General features: G+C 75.4%; 17 protein-coding genes. 6 read left to right on the forward strand and 11 right to left on the reverse strand.

Features of this window, described 5'->3' with window-relative positions; genetic code table 11:
- Positions 1-10 precede the first annotated feature (10 nt).
- Together AC0GKK_RS25905 and AC0GKK_RS25910 are read right to left on the reverse strand one after the other, a co-directional pair.
- A complete protein-coding gene (locus tag AC0GKK_RS25905) occupies positions 11-778 on the reverse strand; it encodes an IclR family transcriptional regulator (RefSeq protein ID WP_345648838.1) in 768 nt (255 codons plus the stop codon).
- Positions 775-2,181 (reverse strand): xylulokinase, encoded by a 1,407-nt coding sequence (locus AC0GKK_RS25910; RefSeq protein ID WP_476651763.1) that lies wholly within the window; start codon positions 2,179-2,181, stop codon positions 775-777. The genes AC0GKK_RS25905 and AC0GKK_RS25910 overlap by 4 nt, the downstream gene beginning before the upstream one ends.
- Positions 2,182-2,252: 71 nt before the next feature.
- Between AC0GKK_RS25910 and AC0GKK_RS25915 the strand changes: the two genes are divergently transcribed.
- The 3 genes from AC0GKK_RS25915 to AC0GKK_RS25925 are packed head-to-tail and all read left to right on the forward strand — an operon-like array spanning position 2,253 to position 4,262.
- Complete coding sequence (locus AC0GKK_RS25915; RefSeq protein WP_062395865.1) at positions 2,253-2,450, forward strand: hypothetical protein; 198 nt, start codon at positions 2,253-2,255, stop codon at positions 2,448-2,450.
- A 1-nt stretch (position 2,451) separates the two neighbouring features.
- Positions 2,452-3,210, forward strand: coding sequence for an SDR family NAD(P)-dependent oxidoreductase (locus AC0GKK_RS25920; protein WP_489882779.1), 759 nt, complete (start codon positions 2,452-2,454; stop codon positions 3,208-3,210).
- On the forward strand, positions 3,207-4,262 hold the full coding sequence (locus tag AC0GKK_RS25925) for a phosphotransferase family protein (protein ID WP_476651761.1): 1,056 nt from the start codon (positions 3,207-3,209) through the stop codon (positions 4,260-4,262). Before AC0GKK_RS25920 ends, AC0GKK_RS25925 begins: the two co-directional genes overlap by 4 nt.
- Here the strand turns inward: AC0GKK_RS25925 and AC0GKK_RS25930 are convergent.
- On the reverse strand, positions 4,249-5,694 hold the full coding sequence (locus tag AC0GKK_RS25930) for a cytochrome P450 (protein WP_476651760.1): 1,446 nt from the start codon (positions 5,692-5,694) through the stop codon (positions 4,249-4,251). The two genes, AC0GKK_RS25925 and AC0GKK_RS25930, sit on opposite strands and share 14 nt — an antisense overlap.
- 100 nt (positions 5,695-5,794) lie before the next feature.
- Here AC0GKK_RS25930 and AC0GKK_RS25935 point away from each other — a divergent pair, with 100 nt between their 5' ends.
- Positions 5,795-6,370, forward strand: coding sequence for a TetR/AcrR family transcriptional regulator (locus AC0GKK_RS25935; protein WP_482637744.1), 576 nt, complete (start codon positions 5,795-5,797; stop codon positions 6,368-6,370).
- Between the two features lie 78 nt (positions 6,371-6,448).
- Here the strand turns inward: AC0GKK_RS25935 and AC0GKK_RS25940 are convergent, their stop codons facing one another.
- Genes AC0GKK_RS25940 through AC0GKK_RS25950 form a run of 3 tightly spaced genes read right to left on the reverse strand, consistent with a single transcriptional unit; the run spans position 6,449 to position 9,485 of the window.
- A complete protein-coding gene (locus AC0GKK_RS25940; RefSeq protein WP_476651758.1) occupies positions 6,449-7,096 on the reverse strand; it encodes a LutC/YkgG family protein in 648 nt (215 codons plus the stop codon).
- Positions 7,093-8,679 carry a lactate utilization protein B gene (locus tag AC0GKK_RS25945; RefSeq protein ID WP_489882780.1) on the reverse strand — a complete coding sequence of 529 codons (1,587 nt, stop codon included), beginning with the start codon at positions 8,677-8,679 and terminating at the stop codon, positions 7,093-7,095. Before AC0GKK_RS25945 ends, AC0GKK_RS25940 begins: the two co-directional genes overlap by 4 nt.
- Positions 8,676-9,485, reverse strand: a complete 810-nt coding sequence (locus AC0GKK_RS25950; protein ID WP_489882781.1) for a (Fe-S)-binding protein — start codon at positions 9,483-9,485, stop codon at positions 8,676-8,678. The genes AC0GKK_RS25945 and AC0GKK_RS25950 overlap by 4 nt, the downstream gene beginning before the upstream one ends.
- An 86-nt stretch (positions 9,486-9,571) precedes the next feature.
- Between AC0GKK_RS25950 and AC0GKK_RS25955 the strand changes: the two genes are divergently transcribed.
- Positions 9,572-10,267, forward strand: coding sequence for a FadR/GntR family transcriptional regulator (locus tag AC0GKK_RS25955; protein WP_405416638.1), 696 nt, complete (start codon positions 9,572-9,574; stop codon positions 10,265-10,267).
- Between the two features lie 10 nt (positions 10,268-10,277).
- Positions 10,278-10,934 carry a maleylpyruvate isomerase family mycothiol-dependent enzyme gene (locus AC0GKK_RS25960; RefSeq protein ID WP_253068437.1) on the forward strand — a complete coding sequence of 219 codons (657 nt, stop codon included), beginning with the start codon at positions 10,278-10,280 and terminating at the stop codon, positions 10,932-10,934.
- A gap of 238 nt (positions 10,935-11,172) precedes the next feature.
- On the opposite strand, the gene AC0GKK_RS25965 is transcribed toward AC0GKK_RS25960, so the two are convergent.
- Genes AC0GKK_RS25965 through AC0GKK_RS25985 form a run of 5 tightly spaced genes read right to left on the reverse strand, consistent with a single transcriptional unit; the run spans position 11,173 to position 13,725 of the window.
- Positions 11,173-11,682, reverse strand: coding sequence for a gamma carbonic anhydrase family protein (locus AC0GKK_RS25965; protein ID WP_482637739.1), 510 nt, complete (start codon positions 11,680-11,682; stop codon positions 11,173-11,175).
- A 4-nt stretch (positions 11,683-11,686) separates the two neighbouring features.
- Positions 11,687-12,202, reverse strand: a complete 516-nt coding sequence (locus tag AC0GKK_RS25970) for an O-acetyl-ADP-ribose deacetylase (RefSeq protein WP_489882782.1) — start codon at positions 12,200-12,202, stop codon at positions 11,687-11,689.
- On the reverse strand, positions 12,199-12,972 hold the full coding sequence (locus AC0GKK_RS25975; protein ID WP_405416644.1) for a 5-formyltetrahydrofolate cyclo-ligase: 774 nt from the start codon (positions 12,970-12,972) through the stop codon (positions 12,199-12,201). The genes AC0GKK_RS25970 and AC0GKK_RS25975 overlap by 4 nt, the downstream gene beginning before the upstream one ends.
- 12 nt (positions 12,973-12,984) lie before the next feature.
- Positions 12,985-13,239 (reverse strand): DUF7218 family protein, encoded by a 255-nt coding sequence (locus AC0GKK_RS25980; RefSeq protein ID WP_489882783.1) that lies wholly within the window; start codon positions 13,237-13,239, stop codon positions 12,985-12,987.
- Positions 13,240-13,248: 9 nt separating this feature from the next.
- Positions 13,249-13,725 (reverse strand): NUDIX hydrolase, encoded by a 477-nt coding sequence (locus AC0GKK_RS25985; RefSeq protein WP_489884067.1) that lies wholly within the window; start codon positions 13,723-13,725, stop codon positions 13,249-13,251.
- Between the last annotated feature and the right edge of the window lie 8 nt (positions 13,726-13,733).

Below are 13,733 nucleotides of genomic sequence, written 5' to 3' on the forward strand. Positions count from 1 at the left end.
GCCGGCCGGGTCAGCCCGGCGGGCGCCCGCCGAGGGTGCGGGTCAGTCGCTCCGCGGCCCCGACCAGCAGGTCCACGCACTTCTCGCACTCCGAGCGGCCGAACCGGATGGTCGGTCCGCTGACCGTGAGCGCCGCGGTCACCTCCCCGGCGTGGTCGAACACCGGCACGGACAGTCCGGAGCCGCCGTCGTCGCGCTCGGCGACGGTGATCGCGAACCCGTCGCGGCGGGTGTCGTCCAGCAGCGCGCGCAGCGTCTCCGGGTCGGTCACGGTGTACTCGGTCAGCGACGGCAGCGGGCCGGCCAGCACCTCCGCGGCCAGCTCGGGGGCCCAGGCGAGCAGGACCCGGCCCGCCGAGCCGGTGTGCAGCGGGATGACCTTGCCGACGTGCATCTCCCGGCGCAGTGCGTGCCGCGTCTCGGCGACGGCGACGCACACCCGGTGCCTGCCCTCGGCCCGGAACAGCGACGCGGTCTCCCCGGTGGTGTCGCGCAGCTCGCGCAGCAGCGGCCCGGCCAGCTCCAGCAGGTCCACCCCGCGGGCCGCGGCCCCGGCCCAGTAGGCCATCCGGATCCCGATCCGGACCCGGTCCCCGACCCGGTCCAGCAGCCCCTCGGCGACCATGTTGGACACCAGCCGCTGCACCGTCGAGGTCGGGATGCCGGTCGCCTGCTGGATCTCGCCCAGCCCGAGCACGGGGCGCTGCAGGGTGAAGGCGTCCAGGATGTCGGTGATCTTGCCGAGGACCAGGAGCCGCTTCGGGCCCTCGCTGGTCATCCCGCGACCCGGTCCAGGAAGGCCCCCGCCGCCTCGCGGTAGCGCTCCCAGGCCGCCGGTGCCGGATCGGCCTCGTAGCGTGCCGGTTCGGCACCGGCGCTCCACGACGGCGGCGTCGCGCCGCCGTGCAGCGCCCACGCGGCCTGGCGGGCGGCGCCGTCGGCCACGTACTCGCCGGGCTCGGGCACCCGCACCGGCACCTCGAAGACCTGCGCGGCGATCCGGCAGACCGCCTCGGAGCGGGCCGCCCCGCCGACCAGGGTCACCCCGGACACGGTGACACCCTGCTCGCGCAGCGCCTCCAGCCCGACCCGCTGCGCGGACAGCATGCCCTCGACCGCGGCCCGGGCCAGGTTCTCCCGGGTCCCCGACGCCAGCGTCCAGCCGTGCAGTGCGCCGGTGGCGTCGGGCAGGTTCGGGGTCCGCTCGCCCTCCAGGTAGGGCACCACGACCAGGCCGCCCGCGCCCGGCTCGGCGGACAGCGCGAGGCGGCCCAGCTCGTCGTGGTCCACGCCGAGCAGCCGCCGGGTCGCATCCAGCACCCGGGAGGCGTTGAGCGTGCACACCAGCGGCAGGTAGGCGCCGGTGGCGTCGGAGAACCCGGCGACGATCCCGGAGGGGTCCTGGGCTCGACGCTCCGAGCGGGCGAACACCGTGCCGGAGGTGCCCAGCGAGACGACGACGTCGTCGCCGGCGTCGACACCCAGCCCGGCGGCCGCGTTGTCGCCCGCCCCGGCGCCGACCCGGATCCCGCCCGGCCCGTCGACGGACTCGGCCGGGCCGAGCAGCCGCGGCAGCGCCGGCGTCGACCCGAAGAAGCGTTCCAGCAGCTCGGGGCGGTAGTCGACGCCGTCGAACCAGCCGGTGCCCGAGGCGTCGGACCGGTCGGTGACCAGTTCGTCGAGACCCGCGCCGCCGGGGACCCCGCCACCGCGGAGCTTCCAGGTCAGCCAGTCGTGCGGCAGGCACACCGCCGCGGTGCGGGCGGCGTGGTCGGGCTCGTGCGCGGCGAGCCAGCGCAGCTTGGCCAGGGTGATCGAGGCCACCGGGACGACGCCGGTCGTCTCCGCCCACTGCTGCGCGCCGAACTCCTCGACGAGCTCGCCGGCGGCGGCGGCCGAGCGGGTGTCGTTCCACAGCAGTGCGTCGCGGACGACCTCGCCGCGCTCGTCGAGGCAGACCATGCCGTGCTGCTGGCCCGCGACCGACAGCGCCGCGACGCCGTCGAGGCCGCCCGCGTCGTCGATCGCGGCCTCCAGCGCCTCCCACCAGAGCCGGGGCGCGATCTCCGTGCCGTCCGGGTGTGCGGCGCGCCCGGAACGGACGAGCTCGCCGGTGTCGGCGTCGCGGACGACGACCTTGCAGGACTGGGTGGAGGAGTCCACCCCGAGCACCAGTGCCATGCCCCCAGCCTGCCATCGCCGGACCGGCGCGGCGGGAGACAGGCGGGGTGGATCGGTGCCAGGGTGGTCCCATGAGCGACGAGCAATGGTTCTACTGCCTCAAGCACGGCACCGTGGAGACCGCCGAGGGCTGCCGATCGGCCGACCGGCTCGGCCCGTACCCGGACAAGGCCACCGCGGCCCGCGCGCTGGAGATCGCCAAGGAGCGCACCGAGTCCGAGGACCGCAAGGACCGTGAGTGGAACGCCGGGGGCTCCGGGGCGTCCTGAGATGAGCGCGTCGAGCGACGGAGGCCGGGTCGTCGTCGTCACCGGCGGGAGCCGGGGGATCGGTCGGGCGGCGTGCGCGGCGTACGCGGCCCGCGGCGACACGGTCGTGATCGCCAGCCGCAGGGCCGAGGCGTGCACCGCGCTGGCCGCGGAGCTGACCGCGGAGCACGGCACGCCGGCACTGGGTGTCGGCTGCCACGTGGGCCGCTGGGCGGACTGCGACGCCCTGGTGGACCGGGTGCTCGCCGAGTACGGCCGGATCGACGTGCTGGTCAACAACGCCGGCATGTCCCCGCTCTACGGATCGCTCACCGAGGTCACCGAGGAGCTGTTCGACAAGGTCCTCGCCGTGAACCTGCGCGGCGCCTACCGGCTCGGGGCCCGCTGCGGGGAGCTCATGGCCGCGGCGGGCGGCGGCGCGATCGTGAACGTCTCCTCGGTCGCAGCGGTGATGCCCGGCCCCGGCGAGCTGCCCTACGCGCTGGCCAAGGCCGGGCTCAACGCCCTGACCGTCGGGCTCGCCCGCGCCTACGCGCCGTCGGTGCGGGTCAACACGGTGATGCCCGGTCCGGTCCGGACCGACATCGCCGAGCACTGGACCGAGGAGTTCCGCACGCGGATCGCCGGCACGGTCCCCGCCGGACGGGTGGGGGAGGCCGCCGAGGTCGTCGGTGCCATCCTCTATCTGACCGGGCCGGACGCCGGCTACACCACCGGCGCGACGATCAAGGTCGACGGCGGGATGGCGTGGTCGACGTGAGGTCCCCGGCCGACGTCGTCGACCGTGCCGCGCTCGGGGCCTGGCTGCGCGACCGGGGCCTCGGCGACTGGTCCGGCGAGCTGGAACCGGTCGGCGGCGGCACCCAGAACGTGGTGCTGCGCACCGTCGTCGACGGCAGGCCGCTGGTCCTGCGCTCCCCGCCGGTGCACCCGCGGCCGGGGTCGGCCCGCACCATCGCCCGCGAGATCACGGTGCTCGGCGCGCTGCGCGGCACCGACGTGCCGCACCCGGAGCTCGTCGCCGCGTGCACCGACGCCGGGGTGCTAGGCAGGCCGTTCTACCTGATGTCCGACGTGGACGGCGTCAACCCCGGCGAGCGGGTCTCGCCCGAGCAGGCCGCGACCCCGGCGCTGCGGCACGGCGCGGTGCTCGACGTGGCCCGGGCCGCGGCCAGGCTGGGACGTCTCGACCCGGCCGCCGTCGGGCTCGACGGGCTGCGCCGCCCCGGCCCGTTCCTGGAACGGCAGGTGCCGCGCTGGACCGGGCAGCTGGCGTCCTACTCCGAGGTGCCCGGCTACGACCCGGGCGACCTGCCCGACGTGGCCGTCGCCGCGGACTGGCTGACCCGGCACCGGCCGCCCGAGCCGGAACCGGGCGTCGCGCACGGGGACCTGCACCTGAACAACGTGCTGCTGGACCGGACCCGGCCGCGGGTGGCCGCGCTGGTCGACTGGGAGATGTGCACCGTCGGCGACCCGCTGCTCGACCTCGGCTGGCTGCTGGTCACCTGGCCGGTCGACCCCGTCGGGTTCGGCGCCGGGACCGAGCTCGCCGGGCACGGCGGGCTCCCCACCCGGGCCGAGCTCGTCGCCGCCTACGCCGACGCCGGCGGCCGCGACACCACCGGCATCACCTGGTACGCGGGGCTGGCCGCGTTCAAGCTCGGCGTCGTGCTGGAGGGCACCTGGGCGCGGGTCGCCGCGGGCGAGGCGGACCGCGCGGTGGGGGAGCGGCTGCACGGCGCGGCCGTCGCGCTGCTGGAGCTGGCCGTGCGGATCGCCCGCGACGAGTGGGCCGTCAGCGCGGGGTGAGCCGCACCGGGATGCCGCCCACCGGCACCGGCAGCGAGGTGTTGTCCCAGCGTAGCCGGTAGGAGGGCTCGACGCTCCACCGGTAGCGGCGCAGCATCTCGTGCAGGATCGCGGTGACCTCCAGGGTCCCGAAGTGCAGCCCGATGCACTTGTGCACACCACCGCCGAACGGGATCCACGCGTCGCGGTCGGAGCGGTCCTCCCGCCGGCCGGGCCCGAACCGCTCGGGGTCGAAGCGCTCCGGGTCGGTCCAGCAGGACCGGTCGTAGTGGTTCACCGCCTGCGCGACGACGACCCGCGTCGCCGCCGGCACGTGGTGCCCGGCGACCGCGGTGTCCTTCACCGCCGTCCGCATGACCAGCGGTACCGGCGCGTCGAGCCGCAGGGCCTCCCGGATCACCAGGTCCAGCGAGGTCAGCTCGCGCAGCTCGGCCACGGTCGGGGCGCGGTCGGAGATCCGCTCGGCGAGCGCGTCGGACTCGGCGCGGCAGCGCTCCTGCCAGACCGGGTTGCGCGCGAGGTGGTGCGCCGCCGACGCCGTCGTGGTGGTCGACGTGTCGTGCGCGGCCATCATCAGGAAGATCATGTGGTTGACGACGTCGTCGTCGGAGAACGTCTCGCCGTCGTCGGTGCGGGCGTGGCACAGCGCGGAGAACAGGTCGGTGCCCTCGCCCGCACGCTTGGCCGCCAGGTTCTCCCGGAACCAGTTCTCCAGCACCACCCGGCCGCGCAGCCCGCGCCGCCACCGGGTGCCGGGCAGGTCCTTGCGGACGAAGGAGTTCGCGGCCCGGACGCAGTCGACGAACGCCCGGTTCACCGCCTCGGCCTCCGGCCCGGAGCGGGCGTCCATGAACACCGCCTGCGCGACGTCCAGGGTGAGCCGCTTGAGCGCCGGGTAGAGCCGCAGCCGCTCCGGCCAGGTCGGCAGCACCTCGCGCACGACGGGGGTGGTCGCGGCGACGTAGCTGGAGATCCGGTCGGCGGTGAAGGCCTCCTGCATGATCCGCCGGTGCGCGCGGTGCTCGTCGAAGTCGAGCAGCATCAGGCCGCGGTGGAAGAACGCGTCGACCGTCGCGCGCCACCCCTCCTGGGAGAACGCCTTGTCCCGGTTGGTGAGCACCTCCCGGGTCGCGGCCGGGCCGGTCACGACGATCGCCCGGCCGACCGGGGACCGCATCCACCACACCGGGCCGAGTGCCTCGGTGCGGGCACGGGTGAAGCGGTGCCCGAACCGGATGTAGGCCAGCGCGTGGCCGAGCAGCGGCATGCCCTCGTCACCGGGGACCTCGGCCAGCCCGTGCGGTGCCGGGCCGAACGGCACGGGGCGGTGGCTCCGGGCGCCGGTGGCGAGCAGCGCGTCGTCGAGCCGGTCGGGTGCGGGCAGGGTGAGGACGGACGACCAGCGCTCACGCGCCTGCTGCACCAGCTTCACGGCATTGCTCCTCGGGCCTCGACGTCGGTGTCCCCGCCGAAGTTAGACACATACGGCAGAACTGTCCAGATGGTGGACGGGTCGTGTCATGATGTCTTCCATGAGCGAGCGGCGGACGATGGCGCGGCGGGCCCGCGACGAGCTGCGCGGTGAGGTCCTCGACGTCGCCGAACGCCTCGCGGTCGCGGGGGAACGCCCGTCGATGCCCGAGCTCGCCCGCCGGGTCGGGGTCAGCAGGCAGACCCTCTACAGCGAGTTCGGCGACCGTGACGGCCTCGCCGCGGCCCTGATGCTGCGCGCCACCGACCGGTTCCTCGACCGGATCGAGGCCGCCCTCGACGGAGAGTCCGACCTGTACTCGGCCTGGGTCGCCGCGGTCGACGCCGCCCTCACCGAGGCGGGGGAGAACCCGCTGATCAAGGCCCTGCTCAGCGGCGACGCGGCGGTCCCGTCCGCGTTCGGCGCCGACTCCGGTCCGATCATCGCGGCCGCGGCCGAGCGGTCCGCGGGCTATCTGCGCCGGGTCCGGCCCGGGGCCCGCGAGCACGACGTCCGGCTCGCCGCCGAGACCGCCGCCCGGCTCACCGTCAGCCACATGGTGCTGCCCACGGGCCCGGCCGCGCGCTCGGCGGAGGACATCGCGACGGTGGTGGTGCGGACGCTCGGCGACGCCTAGCTCCGGACGGCGTCGCCCGCCCCGCGGGGCAGCCGCGGCACGTCCGGCGCCACCACCAGCGCCGGCCCGCCGGAACCGTCAGCTGACGATCACCACGTGCAGTGTCCGCGGCCCGTGCACACCCTCCACCCGGTCCAGCTCGATGTCGCTGGTCGCGCTCGGCCCGCTGATCCAGGTGTGCGGCCGCGCCGGGTCCAGCGCCGCCACCGCCTCCGGCACACCGGCCACGACCTGGTCGGCGCGGATCACGCAGACGTGCAGGTCGGGGACCAGCGTCGCGGCGCGCCGGCCCTGGCCCGGACCGTGGTCGAGGATGATCGTGCCGGTCTCGGCGATGCCGACCGCGGCCGTCGACAGCACGCCGTCGCAGCGGTCCAGCTCCGACACCGCGACGTCCGGCCCGTCCGGGACGACCTCGACGTCGTCGGGCACCAGGCCGGCCGGGAAGCCCGGCGGCACCAGGATCCGCAGCGGGCCGGAGCCCGCGAGCGGGGGCCGGCCGGCCAGGGCACCGGCGACCCGCGCCGCCGCGGTGTCCGGGTCCGCCCGCTCGACGACGGCGCGGTAGTCCGCGACCCGCTCGTCGAACAGGTCGACGACCTGCGCGTGCGGCAGCGACCGGTCGGGGACCGGCCGGACCACCTCGACGTCGAGCACCGGCTCGACGTCGGGCACGTCGGTCAGGGCCCGCCGGGCCTTCGCCAGGATCGCCTCGCGCGCGCTCATGCCCCGTCCCCGTTCCTGCGCCCGCCGTCGGTGTCGTCGCTCCGGCTCCGCCCGCCGTCGGTGTCGTCGCTCCGGCTCCGCCCGCCGTCGGTGTTGTCGCTCCGGCTCCGCCCGCCGTCGGTCCTGGTCCACCACTCCCGGAAGGACTCGGCTGCCGGTACCGGCACGTCGCGCGAGTCCGACCAGGCGCTCGCCGGGCCGGGCACCGCGCCGAGGATGCTGCGCCCGCCGGGCGCGGTGCGGCCCAGCCGCCCGGCCAGCCTCCCGCCGATCCCGGCGACACGTTCCGCGGCGCCGGTGCGCGTGGCCGAGGACAGCGTCCACGACGCCGCCCGCATCGCGACGTCCTGCACCGACGGCACCCGGCTCGCCCGCCGGTGGGCGTCGACGACCTCGGCGCGCAGGTGCACCAGCACCTCGGGGATGTCGATGCGGACCGGGCAGACCTCGAAACACGCCCCGCACAGGCTGGAGGCGTACGGCAGCGAGTCGGTCTGCGGGTCGGTGCCCACCCCCCGCAGCTGCGGGGTGAGGATCGCGCCGATCGGGCCCGGGTAGACCGAGCCGTAGGCGTGCCCGCCGGTGCGCTCGTAGACCGGGCACACGTTCAGGCAGGCCGAGCAGCGGATGCAACGCAGTGCCTGCCGCCCGGTCGGGTCGGCCAGGACGTCGGTGCGGCCGTTGTCCAGCAGCACCACGTGCACCTCCTGCGGCCCGTCGCCGGGGGTGACCCCGGTCCAGGTGGAGGTGTAGGGGTTCATCCGCTCCCCGGTCGAGGACCGGGGGAGCAGCTGCAGCATCACGTCCAGGTCCTGGAAGGTCGGCAGGACCTTCTCGATCCCGACCACCGACACCAGCACCTCGGGCAGGGTCAGGCACATCCGGCCGTTGCCCTCGGACTCGACGACGGTGAGCGTCCCGGTCTCGGCGACGGCGAAGTTCGCCCCCGACACCGCCACCTTCGCCCGCAGGAACTTCTCCCGCAGGTGCTCCCGGGCCGCGGCGGCCAGGCGCGCCGGTTCGTCGGTCAGGTCCGCCGGGGCGGCGCGCCCGGCGCGGCCCATCTCGCGCAGGAAGATCTCCCGGATCTCCGCGCGGTTGCGGTGGATCGCCGGGACCAGGATGTGGCTGGGCAGGTCGTCCCCGAGCTGCACGATCAGCTCGGCGAGGTCGGTCTCCCAGGCGTGGATGCCCGCGGCCTCCAGCGCCGAGTTCAGGTCGATCTCCTGGGTGGCCATCGACTTGACCTTGACGACCTCGTCGGTGCCGTGCCGCCGCGCGATGCCGACGACGATCGCGTTCGCCTCGGCCGCGTCGCGCGCCCAGTGCACGGTGGCGCCGGCCGCCGTCAGCGACCGTTCCAGCTGCTCCAGGTAGTCGGGCAGGTGCCGCAGCACCCGGTTCTTGATGGCCTCACCGGCCAGGCGCAGCTGCTCCCAGTCGTCGACCTCGCCGACGACGCTGCCGCGCTTGGTGCGGATGGTGGACGTGGCATGGGCCAGGTTGCGGCGCAGCTGGGAGTCCTCCAGCGCGGCGCGTGCCGCCGCCGGGAACGCCGGGGTGCCGAGGAACGTGCCGCTCATGCCGGCACCCCCGCGCTGCCCGCCGAGCGCGGGGTCGCGGCGCGCTCGTCGCGCGCCTCGATCACCGGCTCGGTCGAGGCCAGGACCTCGGCCAGGTGCATCACGCGCATCCCCGACCGCTGCCGCGACAGCAGCCCGCCCACGTGCATCAGGCAGGAGTTGTCCCCGGCGACCAGCACCTCCGCGCCCGTCGAGCGGACGTGGCGGGCCTTGTCGTTGCCCATCGCGATCGAGGTCTCGGAGTTCTTCACCGCGAACGTCCCGCCGAACCCGCAGCACTCGCCCGAGCCCGGCAGGTCGAGCAGGGTCAGCCCGCGGACCGCGCGCAGCAGCCGGGTCGGCCGGTCGCCGACCCCCAGCATCCGCAGCGAGTGGCAGGTCGGGTGGTAGGTGACGCGGTGCGGGAAGTAGGCCCCGACGTCGACGACGCCGAGGACGTCGACCAGGTACTCGCTCAGCTCGTACACCGGCGGTGCGGACTCGACGCCGCGGACCAGGCCCGGATCTCCGGAGCGGCGCGCGACCAGGCCGTGCTGGTGGCGCACCGAGCCCGCGCACGACCCGGACGGCGCGAGGATCGCGTCGTACCCGGCGAAGGCGTCGAGGTGGTTGCGGACGAGCGGGACGGCCTCGTCGAGGTAGCCGGTGTTGACCATCGGTTGCCCGCAGCAGGTCTGCGCGGCGGGGAACTCGACGTCGACACCGAGCCGGCGCAGCAGGGACACGACGGCCCTGCCGGTGTCCGGGAACAGGGCGTCGTTGAGACACGTGACCATGAGGCCGACGCGGGGCCGGGGGATCGGCATGGCGCCTCCGGTGAAGTGGTGGGACGGAGGGTGTGGTCCGACCAAGGTAGCGGTATGGTCGGACCACACACAAGCAGGAGGACGACGTGCGTGTTCCCGCCGCCCACGAGATGGTGCTCGCCCACGTCGAGGAGCGCCTGACGAGTGGCGAGTGGCGCCCGGGGGACCGGCTGCCGCCGGAGCGCGAGTTCGCCGCGACGCTGGGCGCGTCCCGCCAGGCGGTCCGCGAGGCACTGCGGGTGCTGCAGGCCCAGGGCGTGATCCGTTCGCAGGTGGGCACCGGCGCGGACTCCGGGACGGTCGTCGTGCCGGCCCCGGCGCGGGCACTCGGCCGGGTGCTGGCCCTGCACCTGGCGGTCGACTCGTTCCCGGTGGACGACGTCACCGAGGCCCGGGTCATGTTCGAGCGGTTCTCCGCCGGGCTGGCCGCGCGCCGGCGCTCGGCGTCGGACCTGCTGGAGTGGACGGCCGCGCTGGACGTCATGGACGACGACCTCGACCCGGCCGCCTTCAGCGACGCCGACATCGCCTTCCACGTCGCGATCGCCGCGGCGGCCGGTAACCGCCTGGTGGGGGAGCTGACCCGGGCGATCCGGGAGTCGGTGCGCGGGATGCTGCTCGACGCGATGCAGACCCAGGGGGACTGGCCCGCGCTGCGCGAGCGGCTGCGGGCCGAGCATCGGGAGATCCACGCGGCGCTCGCCGACGGCGACGGGACGCTGGCCGCGGACCGGATCGAGGCGCACATCCGCGCCTTCCACGGCCGGGTCGGACCTGCCTAGGCTCACCGCCGTGACCACCTCCGACCTGCCCGACGCCGCCGTCGTCGCGGTGTCCGCCCGGTACCGTCGCGAGTTCGCCGACCTCGTCTCCTCACTCGACGCCGCGCAGCTCGCGGCGCCGAGCCTGTGCGCCGGGTGGGACGTGCGGACCGTCGCCGGGCACCTGGTGTCCGCGCTGACCACGACGGTGCCGTCGTTCCTGGTCCAGGTGCTGCGGGCGCGCGGGAACGTGGACCGGGCGGTCGACCGGGCCGCGCGGCGGGACGCCGCCCGCCCGGTCGAGGAGCTGGTCGCGGTCCTGCGCGACCGTGCCGACAGCTCCTTCGCCCCGCCCGGCATCGGTGCGCGGGGCCCGATGACCGACGCGATCGTGCACACCGCCGACGTCACCGTCCCGCTCGGGCTGCCGTTCGACCCCGACCCCGTCGACGTGCGCATCGCGCTCGACTTCGTGGTCGGGACGGTCCCGCTCGCGTTCACCACCCGGCGCCGGCTGGCGGGCCTGCGGTTCGTCGCCGACGACGCCGGGTTCGCGCGGGGCGAGGGCGCGGAGGTCCGGGGACACGGCGTCGACGTGCTGCTGGCCGCCTGCGGACGCCCGGCCGTGCTGGACCGGCTGACGGGGGACGGCGTCGCGACGCTCGCCGCCCGGCTGACCGGGCGCTGACGCCGCAGTCCTCCGGTCATCCCGCGTCCGTCGCCGGGTCGACGCGTTGCTCAGTTCACGCGTCGCTCCCGCGGCCGGTCCGGGCGCCGGTCCCGCGTCCCGTTCATGCGCGCCGAACCGGAGAACGCGCGCGCGATCGGGCGCGCGTTCTCCGGCCCGGCGAGCGGACCGGTGTGCGGGGCCGCGCGTGGCCCGGCGGGCCGGTGACCGGGGGGCCGGGGGACCGGCGACGGGTGTGTCAGGTGTTCGCGTCGCGGTGCAGGCCCAGCAGGTGGACGTAGGCGGCGGCCGACAGCGGGATCGAGTTCCGTTCGGCCTCGCCGAGCTCGCGACGCACCTTCCCCGGGACCCCGGCGACCAGCGACCCGGGCGGCACCACCGTGCCCTGGGTGAGCACCGCGCCCGCGGCGATCAGCGACCCGGCGCCGACGCGCACCCCGTTCATGAGTACCGCGCCCATGCCGATCAGCACGTCGTCCTCGACGGTGCAGCCGTGCACGACGGCGCGGTGGCCGATGGTGACGCCGTCGCCGATGGTTGCGGGGGAGCCGGGGTCGGCGTGCAGGACGGAGCCGTCCTGGACGTTGGTGCGGGCGCCGAGGGTGATCGGGGCGAGGTCGGCCCGGATCACGCACGTGTACCAGATCCCGGTCTCCGGACCGACGCTCACCTCGCCGGCGAGCACGGCGCCGGGCGCCACCCAGGCCTGCTCGTGGACCTGCGGGGTGTGGCCGTTCACGGTGATCATGGGGTCAGCCTAGGGCGGTCTCGAACGCGGCGAGGACGTCGTCGCTGAACAGGACGAACCGGACCTCGGTCACCGCGGTGCCCGTCTCGGCGACCTCCCGGACGGTGGCGACGGCGATCCGGGCGGCGTCGACGACCGGCCACCCGTAGACCCCGGCCGAGACAGCGGGGAACGCGACGGTCCGGGCGCCGAGGGAGTCGGCGACCCGCAGCGACTCGCGGTAGGCGCTCGCCAGCAGCGCCGAGCGGTCCTCCCGCTTCGCGTACACCGGCCCGACGGTGTGGATCACCCAGCGGGCGGGCAGGTTCCCGGCGGTCGTCGCGACGGCCTGTCCGGTGGGGAGCCCGTCGGGCAGGTCGCCGGCGCGCAGCCGCTCGCACTCGGCGAGGATCGCGGGCCCGCCACGCCGGTGGATGGCGCCGTCGACGCCGCCCCCACCACGCAGACCGGAGTTGGCGGCGTTGACGACGGCGTCGACCCGGGCCTCGGTGATGTCCCCGCGCTCGCAGACGATCCTCATGCGCGTGCCTCCTCGCGCAGCCGTCCCAGCAGCGGGATGGCCGCGATCTTGTCCTCGGTCAGGGACTCCCAGACGATGCCCCCCTCGGGGCGGTTGCGCCGGTGCTCCCGGCAGTCGACGACGCGGTCCGGGGTGACGATCAGGTCGACCGGCGCGTCGTGGTCCGCCCACGGGATGACGCCGGCGTCGCGCAGCTGCAGCTCGTGCACGGTGGTGACGACGAGGGTGTCGTCGGAGATCAGTCCCGCCGCGCGGGCCAGCGCGAACTCCAGGTCGGCGAATCCGCCGCCCTTGCCCAGCCGCGCCCCGTCCGCGCCGACGGCCACACAGCCGGTGACGACGAGGTCCACCGGCTCCAGCTCGTCGACGGCGACCCGGCGGGCCGACCGCGTGGCGTTCTTGATCGACACGGCGCGGTGGGGCGGGTCGGCGAGGTGGTCGGGGTCCAGCAGGAAGAACGGGTCGTCCTCGGCCAGCCTCGGGACGGCCATGTACACGGTCTTGCCATCCTCCAGCGCGTACCGGCGCACCGGGAGCTGGGCGGAGTCCGGGTTGGACTTCACGGTGCGGGCGGTGCGCCACACGTCGAGCTCGCGCAGCCGCCGGGCCGCGGCCTCGGCCCCGACGAAGTTCGAGATCCGGTTCCGCGCCCCCGGGAACCGGGAGGCCTTCTGCTCGGTCAGCGCGGTCCAGACCTCCTCGCGCAGCTCCGCCTTGCGGGCGAGGGTCCCGGGGTCGCCCCCGGCGTCGTGGTCGTGACGGCGGCTCATGCCCCGATGATGTCAGTGCTCGCGCAGGGCCCGGATCAGCTCGTCCTTGGTCATGTCCGAGCGACCGGGGATGCCGACCTTCTGCGCCTGGGCGTAGAGCTCGTCCTTGGTCTGGTTCTCGTAGTCGCCGTGCTCGCCGCCGCGCCTGCCGACGGTGTCGCGTCCCTCGGCGGCCGCGGCGTTCGCGATCCGCGCGGACTTCTCCTTGGAGTTGCCCTCCTCGCGGAGGCGCTCGTACATCTCGTCGTCCTTGATGCTGCTCGCCATGGCGGTCGACTACCCGCCGAGCAGCTCGGCCAACCTGTCCAGCAAGGGCACCTGCCCCTTCACGATCTTCTCCCGGGCGGTGGTGAGGTCGAACCACGCGGCGCGGTCCAGCTCGGGGAAGCGGAGGGTGCGCCCGGAGCGGGGCGGCCACTCCAGCTCGACCCAGCTGCCGTCGTCGGAACGGCCGGCGACGGCCTCGGCGCCGGTGAAGCCGGACCCGTCCAGCGCGAAGGCGGTGACGGTCTTGCGGGACTGGCGGACCGTCCCGAGCCCGACCGGCTCGCCGTCGGGCGGCGGGGCGCCGATCTCCTCGGTGAACTCGCGTCGGGCGGCGTCGAGCGGGCTCTCGTCGGGGCCGTGCTCGCCCTTGGGCATCGACCAGGCGTGGTCGTCCTTGCGGGCCCAGAACGGTCCACCCATGTGGCCGAGCAGCACCTCCGGGCCGCCCGGCCCGGGCCGGTGCAGCAGGAGTCCGGCGCTGGTCACGGGAGGCA

The organism is Pseudonocardia sp. P-1, from assembly GCF_058111925.1.